Here is a 9,351-nt window from a genome sequence, read left to right on the forward strand (position 1 = left end):
GCACAGCACAGCATGGAAGCCCTGGCCGCGCGCCTGCACCTCGCCTCGGCCGCGCTGCACATGACCGCAACCGAAGGCCTGCTGGCCGTGCTGACCAGCGAAGCCGTCCGTCTTTCCCCCCAGATCGACCAGGACGCCTGGCGGCGGGGCTACTGCCCCGTATGCGGCGGCGGCCCGGATGCGGGCTTCCAAAAGGAAGGCAAGGAGGACTCCGAGTTCCTCATCGCCAAGGCCGGACAGCTGTGGTTCCACTGCGGCCAGTGCGCCGCCCTGTGGCGCTTCCCGCGCATGCGCTGCGCCGCCTGCGACTGCGAAGATCCAGCGCGCCTGGAAATCCTGCTGGCCGAAAGCGATCCGCGCTCGGAATTCGAACGCGCGCACCTGTGCCTGGACTGCAGGACCTACTTCAATACCGTGAACATGGTGGACCGCACCGACCGCATCAATCTGGAAATGCTGGCCATGAGCCTGCTGCACCTGGACGTGCTGGCCCAGGAGCGCGGCTATACGCCCATGGCTCCCTCGCCCTGGAATACGCTGACGTAGCGAGAAAAAGACGAGCCGGGGGGAAACCTTTCTGAAGAAAGGTTCTCCCCCCGGCCCCCCTTTCCAAAGACTTTTCATGGGGTGCCGCAACGCGCCCCTCGGAGCCATCTCCGAACGAAAGGTCCCGGAAGCGCAGCGCTTCCGGGGCCTTTCGTTCGGCATGCGTGCATACCCCCTGCGGGCTCCAATAGCGATGCCCAACATGAAGAGCGAGCACAAGCGCCCCCGCCCTTGACGCGACGCCCGTTGCTATGTCACACAGGACATAACAAATCACGGACGAGGTGCGCCATGATCGACAAAACCGCCACCCCGAAGGCTTCCACGGCTTCCGAATCCAAGGACTGCGTGTTCTGCCTGCCCTTCTGCGGCCTGGGAGAAGACGCCGGTATCGTGGCGCGCATCAAGGCCTGCGGGGAGCTGCTTTTGGAGCAGAGCGCCGCCAGCCAGCCGGAATTCGCCCCGGCCACGCCGAAGCTTTAGTCCACAGGCCCCGCCGCCCGGCCAGCCGCACGTTGCGTGGCGCCCCCCGCCGCGCAAGCCAGCCAAGGCAGAAGGCTTTCCCCTCTCTGCCCTGCGCCTTGTCTCTTTCATTTTGTGCCACAACTCCGTCCTGTTTTCCGACCACAGCCCCCACTCCTCCCCCCTGCGAATGCAAAGGCCGGAACGAGTTGGGCTCGTTCCGGCCTTTGCATTCGCCCTGCGGGTCCAGGGGGTGCATACCCCCTGGCGGGGCCTGGGGCAGCGCCCCAGCGGGGTCCAAGGGGCGGCGCCCCTTGCTTCTCTTTTATTCCTCTTCGTCCAGCATGCTCAGGTCGCCGGGCGCTTCGCCGGTTTCCTCGGCCTTCAGCACGCGGCGCAGAATCTTGCCGCTTTTGGTGCGCGGCAGGGTTTCGCGGAACTCCACGCCCTTGATGACGGCCACGGGGCCGAGCTCCTTGCGCATGTGGTGCTGCAGCTCCAGCACCAGTTCATCGGAGCCGCTGAAGCCCTGGTTCAGGATGACGAAGGCCTTGGCGGCCTCGCCCTTGATCTTGTCGGGCACGCCGATGACGGCGGCCTCGGCCACGGCCGGATGCGCGCGGAAGGCGTTCTCCAGCTCGGCGGTGCCCAGGCGGTGCCCGGCGATGTTCAGCACGTCGTCGGCGCGGCCCTGGATCCAGAGGAAGCCGTCCTCGTCGCGCTTGGCCACGTCTCCGGCCAGGTACTTGCCCGGGAAGCGGCGGAAGGCTTCCAGGTAACGCTGCTTGCCTTCGTCCTTGCCGCTTGGGTCGAAGACCCCGGTCATCATGGCGGGCCAGGGCTTGTTGATGACGAGCAGCCCGCCCTTGCCGGTGGGCACGGGCTTGCCCTCGCGGTCCACCACGTCCACCTCCACGCCGGGCAGGGGCTTGGTGACGCTGCCGGGCTTCAGAAGCGAGATGGGCAGGGGCGAAATCATGAACATGCCGGTTTCGGTCTGCCACCAGGTATCGAGCAGCGGGCATTCGCCGCGCCCGATGTGCCGGTAGAACCACAGCCAAGTCTCCGGGCCTATGGGCTCGCCCACGGTGCCGAGCAGGCGCAAGGTGGAGAGGTCGTGCATGCGCGGGTACTGCGGGCCGAAACGCATGAGCATGCGGATGAGCGTAGGCGCGGTGTAGAAGATGTTCACCCCGTACTTGCTCACGATGTGCCACATGCGGTCGGCCTGGGGGTAGTTCGGGTGGCCTTCGTAGATGAGGGTGGTGGTGCCGGCCAGAAGCGGCCCGTAGACCACGGCGCTGTGCCCCGTGACCCAGCCGAGGTCGGCGGTGCACCAGAAGATGTCCGTGGGCTTGATGTCGAACACGTGGGTGAGGGTGCGGTGCACGCCCACCATGTAGCCGCCGTGGCAGTGGGAAACCACCTTGGGCGCGCCGGTGGTGCCGCTGGTGTGCAGCAGAAACAGCGTATCGTTCGCGTCCATGACCTCGGCGGGCGATTCCGGCCTTTCGCGGCGCACCACGTCGTCGAACCAGAAGTCGCGGCCCTCCTGCATGTCGGTGTCCACCTTGGCGCGGTGCACCACCACGACGGAATCGACGCTGTCGGTGCTGGCGCCCATGAGGGCCTCGTCCACCACGGGCTTCAGCTTGATGATCTGGCCGTTTCTGTAGAAGCCGTCGGCCGTGACCACGAGCTTGGCCTGCACGTCCTTGATGCGCGAGCGCAGGGCCTTGGCCGAGAAGCCCGCAAAGACGAGGGAATGCACCGCGCCGATGCGCGCGCAGGCCAGCATGGCGATGACGGCCTCCGGCAGGGGCGGCATGTAGATGACCACGCGCTCGCCCTTGGCGACGCCGAGGGTGCGCAGGGCCCCGGCGAAGCGGTTCACTTCGCGGTAGAGCTCGTAGTAGGTGAACTTGCGGGAATCGCCCGGCTCGCCTTCCCAGATGAGGGCCAGCTTGTTCTTGTTGGCCGTCTCTATGTGGCGGTCCAGGCAGTTGTAGACGATGTTGCAGCGCGCGCCGGGGAACCAGCGGTAGAAGGGGGCGTCCGAATCGTCGAGCACCTTGTCCCACTTCTTGTACCAGTCCAGCTCGTCGGCGGCCTCCTCCCAGTAGCCCAGGGGGTCGTGGGCGGCCTGACGGCGGAAGCCCTCCAGCTCCTGGGGGTTCACGTTGGCCTCTATGACCAGCTGGGGCAGGGGCCTGAAGACGCGCAGCTCCTGCGCCAGGCTGTCCAGGGTTCCGCTGTTGTCCATGTTCTTCGTCCTCCTCGGGCGCGGGAAGGGGGGGGTCCGGCGCGGCCCAAAGCCAGGGCGTTCCGCTTGTTGCGGCCCGCATGTGCACAGTGTCTACATCAGTCCGCACGGCCTTGGCCCGTGCCATTCGACGGACGGCGGCGCTGGCGCGGTGAATGGCCGGGGCCGCCCAGGAAAGTCCGGCCCGGCGCGCCTAGAAGCCCAGCACCTGCTTGAGGCTGGCTATGCGCCTGCGGCTGATGGGCAGCTCGATGCGCGTTCTGCCCGCGGTGCGCAGCATGAAGTTGCTGCCGGGCAGCGACGCGATTTCCGTCACCATATCCAGATTGACCAAATATTTGCGGTGCACGCGGAAGAAGCGGTGCGGGGCCAGGCGCTCCTCCAGGTACTTCACGCGGTAGCTGGTGAGGTACTTCTGACTCGCCGTGTGCACGTAGGAGTAGTCCTCGTAGGCCTCCACGAACACGATCTGCCCGTAAGGCACCAGGAACATGCGGCCGTCCTGGCTCACGGCCAGCTTCTCTATCTCCGGGGTGCGCGCCTGGTTGGTGTCCCAGGCCTGTTTGAGGGCCGAGAGGAAGTGCTCCTGCTCGTCGTCCTCAAGCGGCACGGAGACGGTCTTGTCGTCCTCGCCGGGCCAGGGGCCGTCGTCAAAGGCCGTTTGGGGCGCGGCCTCGGACCATTTCTCGGGCATGGGCACCTCGCGGAAGCGGGCCTTGAACTCCGAGAGCTTGGCCAGGGTCTTCTGGATGCGTTCCTCCGGCGCGGGCCACAAGAGGTAGTCCGTGGCGCCCTGCTCGAAGGCGGCGTAGGCGTGGGATTCGCTTGCGGCCAGAAACACCAGCGCGGGCTTGTTCTTCCGGCCGGAGAGCATCTGCGCCAGCTCCAGGCCGTTCACTCCGCCGGGCAGGTCAAGCCCGATGAACAGCGCGCCGTAGGGGATGGCCTCGATGAGTTCCATGGCCTCGAAGGCCGTGACGGCCTCGCCCAGCACCTGCAGAAAGCCCGCGTCGGAGAGCGCCCGGCGCAGGTCGCGCCGGACAAGGGGGTCCGGGTGCAGCAGAAGCGTCTTGAGCTTGGCCATGTGCGGGCGGTTCCCGGTAGCAGTGTTGACGCCGCCCGAAACTGAGCCGAAGGGGGGCGGCGCGGGGGCGAAAGGCGGCAGGCCTCACAGGGACTTGTGCCGTAAATAATTCCGCCGCGCAAGGCCACATGGCAGGCTTGGCGGCCGACAGGCGGCCCCTCTGTCACGTTGCGTGTTGCACCGGGCTGATGTAGCCTTCCTGCATGAGCGACAATACACAGCCCATCGCCGTCATGAGCGACGTGCACGGCAACCTGGAGGCGCTGACCTCCGTGCTGGCGGACATCGACGCCCGGAACGTCTCGCGGATCATCAACCTGGGAGACATGGTGGGCTACGGCCCGGAGCCCGACGCCTGCGTGAAGCTCCTGCGCGAGCGCGGGGTCGAGTCCATCCTGGGCAACCACGAGCACGGCCTGCTGGAAGCCCAGGCGCGGGGCTGGTTCAACCCCCAGGCGCGCAAGGCGCTCGACCGCACCCGCGAGCTTTTGTCCGACGAGGCGCTGATGTACTTCCGCACCCTGCCGCGCACCTGCGAGGCCTTTGGCGCGCTCTTCGTGCACGGCTGCCCGCCGGGACTGGTGAGCAAGTACCTGTACGAACTGGACGACGCGGGCTTTCGCGAAACCTTCGGCCTGTACCAGAACCGCCTGTGCTTCGCCGGGCACACCCACGAGCTGGAGCGCATCAGCCTGCTGACCGGCCAGGAGCGCACGAAAATCGCGCGCAAGGTGCTGGGCAAGGGCAGAATAACGCTGAACCCCGCGGCGCGGCACATCATCAACGCCGGGGCCGTGGGCCAGCCGCGCGACGGCAACAACAAGGCCAAATATCTGCTGTGGGAGCCCGGAGACGGGAATGCCCCGGACAAGATCGACGTGCGCTACGTGGCGTACGACATCGCCAAAACCGCCGCCGCCATCATCGAAAAGGGCCTGCCCTCGGTCTACGCCGACCGGCTCTGGTAGTCGCGGTACAGGGGGAACCGCACACTGACGCGCGCACCCTGCCCAGGGGCCGAGGCGATGGCCATCTGCCCTTCCAGCTGTTCCGCAGCGGCGTGCAGGCATTGCAGGCCAAAGGAATTGCGCCCCAGTTCAGCGGGGTCGCCCGCAAGCCCGCTGCCGTTGTCGGCGATGCTCAGCTCCGCCTGGCCGCCGCGCGCGTGCAGCTCCACCCGGATGACTCCTCCCCCCTGCGTGCCGTCCCCCTGTCCGTCGCTCCCGTCCCAGGCGGGAAAGGCGTGCTTGATGGCGTTGGTCAGGGCCTCGGCCAGGAAGATGCCGCAGGGAATGACTTGTGCGGGCAGAAGGTTTAAGGCCTCCACATCCAGCTCCAGCGCCAGGGGCGCCTGCGGCGGCGGCGGCGATTGCGCTCCGAACAGGGTGCTGGCCAGGCGCTCCACATGGGCCTTGGCGTCGCTCATGGCGTCCGGCCCGCCGCCCACCATGGATTCGTGCGCCTTGGCCAGGGCCAGCACCCGCGCGCCCGCATCGGCCAGGGAGTGCCGGGCCTTGGCGTCCGTGGTCTGGATTTCCTGGATGCGCAGCATGCTGTGCAGCAGCGAAAAGCTGTTCTTGATGCGGTGGTGCGCCTCGCGCAGGCGGAACGGGGCCGAGGGATCGTTGTGCACGCGCAGGGCCAGGGCCACCTCGATGGCGGCGCGCACCTGGGTGTTCTGGCAGGGCTTCAGCAAATAGGCCGAGGGCAGGGCCCGGCGGGCCCGGCGCAGGAAGTGTTCCTCGCCGTGGGCGGACAAGAGCACCACGGGAATGTGCAGGTCGCGCTGGATGATGGCGCAGGCGTCGATGCCGTCGCCGGGTTCGGACATGCCGCCGTCCGCGCCGCCCGCCGTGTTGTCCGCGCCGCCGGGCATGACGATGTCCATGAGCACGAGGTCCGGCCGCAGGTCCGCGGCCATCTCCACGGCCTGGGAGGCGGTGGCGGCCACCCCTGCCAGTTCGTAGCCCTCGGACTCAAGAAGCTCGCCCAGCTGCATGGCGATGATGGTTTCATCATCGGCCACGAGGATGCGCGGCCGGTTCTTCATGTTCTCTGCAACGTTCATGGTCCTCCTCTGCTCCGGCCTGGACCGGAGGCTGGGACGACGGGCAGGGGGGCTGCGAAAGGGCAATCGACCCGAAGTGTTGAAAAATACGCCCTGGAAGTATGGCTGTCAACGCAGGCCAAGGCTTTCGCGGTCTTTGGGCGGCCGGAGCCCCTCAACGGGCCTGGTCCAGAATCAGCGGATCGGCGGTGAGGCGCGCGGCCAGGCGCATGGTCAGAAGCGCGCCCTCAAGGTCCTGGGAGGGCGGGGCCAGCTCGCCCGTGCGCACAAGGCGCTCATAGGCCTCCAGCTGGCCCACGAAGCCCGGCTTCACGCCCGCCTCGCAGGCGTCGGCCTCGATGACCTCCGTGGTCCCGTCGGCGTAGGCCACGCGGCCGGTCTCCAGAGGGCGGAACTCCACGCTCACGCCCTCGCCCTTCAGCACCACGCCCCAGCCGCCCGGCGAATGCCAGTTGGCCGTGTACGAGCCCAGCACCCCGCCGGGAAAACGCAGGCAGGCCGCGAACTGGTCGCCAAGCTCCTCGTGCAGGCTGGCGCACAGGGCGCGGACCACTTCCGGTTCGCCGCCGAAGTGCCGCAAGAGATCTATGGTGTGCGTGGCGTTGGCGTACAGCCAGGCCCGCAGCACGTCCTCGCTGAAGCGCCCGGTGCCGCGCGCCACGGCGATGCGCTCACTGCCCTCGATGAGCACGGACAGAAGCCTCCCGCGCTCCCGGATCTTCTCCAGCCCCTTGGCGAACACGGAATAGTGCCTGCGGTTGAAGCCCACCATGTTCGGCGTGCGGCTGCTGCGGGCCGCCTGGGCCACGTCCTCGGCCTCGGCCACGCTAAGGCCCACGGGCTTTTCCAGAAACAGCGGCAGGCCCAGCGGCAGCAGGCGCAGGGCAAGCGGCGCCATGGCCTGGGGCGAAACGAGGACCATGAGGGCGTCGGCGTTTTTCGCCAGCTCCTCCGGGGTCTCGGCTACCAGGGGGATGGCGAATTCGGCTGCCAGGGCCTCGGCCTTTTCCCGCGTGCGCGAGCTGATGCCCGCGGGAACCAGGCCCGGCACGCGCGCCATGGCCAGCAGGTGCTGCCGGGCGATGAGCCCGGCCCCGATGAGGCCTATGCGCAAGGGGGCGGAAGCGGCGGCGGTCATGTGCTGTCCTCGGAGGTCGCTAGGTGATGGGCACATCGAGCGCAAGGCCCGCGCCGCTGAGGGGCAGGCCCACGCGCGCGCCGCCCTGCTTCGAGGACAGGTGCGCGGCCATGACCACATCCACGGACTCGATGCCCGCCTGAATGGTGGGATGCTCGTACGCTCCCAAGAGGTCGGCCAGACAGTCGGCCGTGGCCTGCACGATGTCCAGCGTGGGACCGTGGTCAAGCGCCACGGACTCCGGCTGCACCAGCCGCGTTTTGACCACATGGCGCTGGTCCAGCGGCCGGGCCGTGGCGCGGGCCGCGCCCGCCGGGGCCGGGGTGAAATCGTCGGTCTCGGCCACGCCCTCGGTGCCGATGACGATGCAGCGCGAGGCGCGGGGCACGTCCTCGGACAGCTCGAAGTCGCCGATGAAGCGCCAGCCGTCCGCGCACTCGAAGCCCACGCTCACCTGCCCGCCCGGATCGAAGAACTGCGGGCCGCGCACGTTGGGCGCGGGGTTTTGCGTCAGTTCCGCGCTGACCCAGATGGGCTTGGCGTCGAAAAGCCAGCCCGCGTAGTCGAAATAATGCAGGCCCACGCAGCCCACGCCGCCGCCGCCGATGATGGACCAGAAGCGCCGGGGACGGCCCACCAGGCCATCGCCCAGAGCTTTGCGCAGCAGCAGGCAGCGCGTAAGGAAGCGGCGGCACAGGTTCACGGCCAGGCGCGTGCCCGAGGCCTCGCAGGCGCCCGCCATTTCGCGCGCGGCCGCTCCGCTGGTGCTCATGGGTTTTTCGCACAGCACAAAGGGAATCTTGGCCTCGGCCGCAGCCAGCACGATGTCGCGGTGGCTGGGGCCGTTGGTGGCGATGCACAAAAGGTCCACGCCGCCGGCGGCAATGGCCTCGCGCCAGTCGGCGAAGACGACCGGGGCGCCCTGCCCCGCCGCCGAGCGGGCCGCGGCCAGTTCCTGCACCGCGGCGGTGTTCATGTCGCACAGGGCGGAAACGCGCACGGCAAAACCGCGCGCCGCAAGGGCGTCCAGGGCGGAAACGTGCCTGCGGCCCATGCCGCCAAGGCCGATGACCGCCGCGTTCAGGGTCTTCATGGGTGCTCCGTTCATGCCAGGCGGCCGGCTTTTTTCAGCAGCAGCTCGCAGATGTCGAAATCAAGGGCTTCGTCGATGTCCCAGGCGCGTTCGCGGGGCATTTCAAAACCGCGCGTCTCCGGGGTCAGGTAGCTTCTGGTGCCGGCCAGCCAGGCGCAGTCGGCCACGTACACGGCCCCGTTGGGCGCGAACACGCGGGGCAGGTCCTGCCTGCGGGTGAAGTAGCTTTTCTGCTCAATGACCGGGGCCATGAGCCCGCCCGCGTCCATGGTGAACATGTAGTAGGGGCTCTTGTCCGGCTCGGTGACGGTGAGCACGCAGGGGTGGCGACCATCCAGACAGGCCTTGATGCAGCCGTCGATGTCCTCCACGCTGCGCAAGGGGGAGGTGGGCTGCAAGAGCACCACGTAGTCGTAGGCTTCGGGCTTGAGGGCCTCCACCGCGTGCAGCACCGGGGCCACGCCGGGGGTGTCGTCGCGCGCAAGCTCGGCCGGGCGGACAAAGGGCGTCTCCGCTCCGTGGGCGCGGGCCACGGCCAGGATGCCCTCGTCGTCGGAGGACACGACGAGCCGGTCGATGAGGGCCGAGCGCCGGGCCTCGCGGATGGTCCAGGCGATGAGGGGCAGGCCGCCCAGGTCGCGGATGTTCTTGCCCGGCACGCCCTTGCTGCCGCCGCGCGCGCTGATGGTGGCCAGGA

9 protein-coding genes are annotated in these 9,351 nt (G+C 68.3%); 3 read left to right on the plus strand and 6 right to left on the minus strand.

Annotated features, from left to right (window positions below; all coding sequences use genetic code 11):
* Together VN419_RS10390 and VN419_RS10395 are read left to right on the plus strand one after the other, a co-directional pair.
* The coding region (locus VN419_RS10390; protein WP_325647159.1) for a formate dehydrogenase accessory protein FdhE at positions 1 to 546 on the plus strand (546 nt) is incomplete at its 5' end.
* 291 nt (positions 547 to 837) lie between these two features.
* Entirely contained in the window at positions 838 to 1,029 is a 192-nt protein-coding gene (locus VN419_RS10395; protein WP_325647160.1) for a hypothetical protein, read from the plus strand.
* Positions 1,030 to 1,333: 304 nt separating this feature from the next.
* Here VN419_RS10395 and acs read toward each other — a convergent pair whose 3' ends face one another.
* Both acs and VN419_RS10405 read right to left on the minus strand, forming a co-directional pair.
* Positions 1,334 to 3,271 carry an acetate--CoA ligase gene (acs, locus tag VN419_RS10400; protein ID WP_325647161.1) on the minus strand — a complete coding sequence of 646 codons (1,938 nt, stop codon included), beginning with the start codon at positions 3,269 to 3,271 and terminating at the stop codon, positions 1,334 to 1,336.
* A 193-nt stretch (positions 3,272 to 3,464) separates the two neighbouring features.
* The gene (locus VN419_RS10405; protein ID WP_325647162.1) at positions 3,465 to 4,355 is read right to left on the minus strand and encodes a LytTR family DNA-binding domain-containing protein; all 891 of its coding nucleotides are present in this window, start codon (positions 4,353 to 4,355) and stop codon (positions 3,465 to 3,467) included.
* Positions 4,356 to 4,558: 203 nt separating this feature from the next.
* Between VN419_RS10405 and VN419_RS10410 the strand changes: the two genes are divergently transcribed.
* Positions 4,559 to 5,323 (plus strand): metallophosphoesterase family protein, encoded by a 765-nt coding sequence (locus tag VN419_RS10410; protein ID WP_325647163.1) that lies wholly within the window; start codon positions 4,559 to 4,561, stop codon positions 5,321 to 5,323.
* Here VN419_RS10410 and VN419_RS10415 read toward each other — a convergent pair.
* From VN419_RS10415 to VN419_RS10430, 4 genes are all read right to left on the minus strand, one after another.
* The gene (locus VN419_RS10415; protein WP_325647164.1) at positions 5,302 to 6,423 is read right to left on the minus strand and encodes a response regulator; all 1,122 of its coding nucleotides are present in this window, start codon (positions 6,421 to 6,423) and stop codon (positions 5,302 to 5,304) included. The genes VN419_RS10410 and VN419_RS10415 overlap by 22 nt on opposite strands.
* A 154-nt stretch (positions 6,424 to 6,577) precedes the next feature.
* Positions 6,578 to 7,561 carry a Gfo/Idh/MocA family oxidoreductase gene (locus tag VN419_RS10420; protein ID WP_325647165.1) on the minus strand — a complete coding sequence of 328 codons (984 nt, stop codon included), beginning with the start codon at positions 7,559 to 7,561 and terminating at the stop codon, positions 6,578 to 6,580.
* 19 nt (positions 7,562 to 7,580) lie between these two features.
* Positions 7,581 to 8,654: a Gfo/Idh/MocA family oxidoreductase gene (locus VN419_RS10425; RefSeq protein WP_325647166.1), complete on the minus strand. Its 1,074-nt coding sequence runs from the start codon at positions 8,652 to 8,654 to the stop codon at positions 7,581 to 7,583.
* A gap of 11 nt (positions 8,655 to 8,665) precedes the next feature.
* A partial coding sequence (locus VN419_RS10430; protein WP_325647167.1) for an acylneuraminate cytidylyltransferase family protein occupies positions 8,666 to 9,351 on the minus strand: 686 nt, incomplete at its 5' end.

The sequence above is a fragment of the Humidesulfovibrio sp. genome (assembly GCF_035560995.1).
GTDB lineage: Bacteria > Desulfobacterota > Desulfovibrionia > Desulfovibrionales > Desulfovibrionaceae > Humidesulfovibrio.

Coding starts and splice junctions, on each gene's coding strand:
- VN419_RS10425 (WP_325647166.1), bottom strand. CDS start 8,654: ATGAAGACCCTGAACGCGGCGGTCATCGGCCTTGGCGGCATGGGCCGC.
- VN419_RS10395 (WP_325647160.1), top strand. CDS start 838: ATGATCGACAAAACCGCCACCCCGAAGGCTTCCACGGCTTCCGAATCC.
- VN419_RS10420 (WP_325647165.1), bottom strand. CDS start 7,561: ATGACCGCCGCCGCTTCCGCCCCCTTGCGCATAGGCCTCATCGGGGCC.
- VN419_RS10405 (WP_325647162.1), bottom strand. CDS start 4,355: ATGGCCAAGCTCAAGACGCTTCTGCTGCACCCGGACCCCCTTGTCCGG.
- VN419_RS10410 (WP_325647163.1), top strand. CDS start 4,559: ATGAGCGACAATACACAGCCCATCGCCGTCATGAGCGACGTGCACGGC.
- acs (WP_325647161.1), bottom strand. CDS start 3,271: ATGGACAACAGCGGAACCCTGGACAGCCTGGCGCAGGAGCTGCGCGTC.
- VN419_RS10415 (WP_325647164.1), bottom strand. CDS start 6,423: ATGAACGTTGCAGAGAACATGAAGAACCGGCCGCGCATCCTCGTGGCC.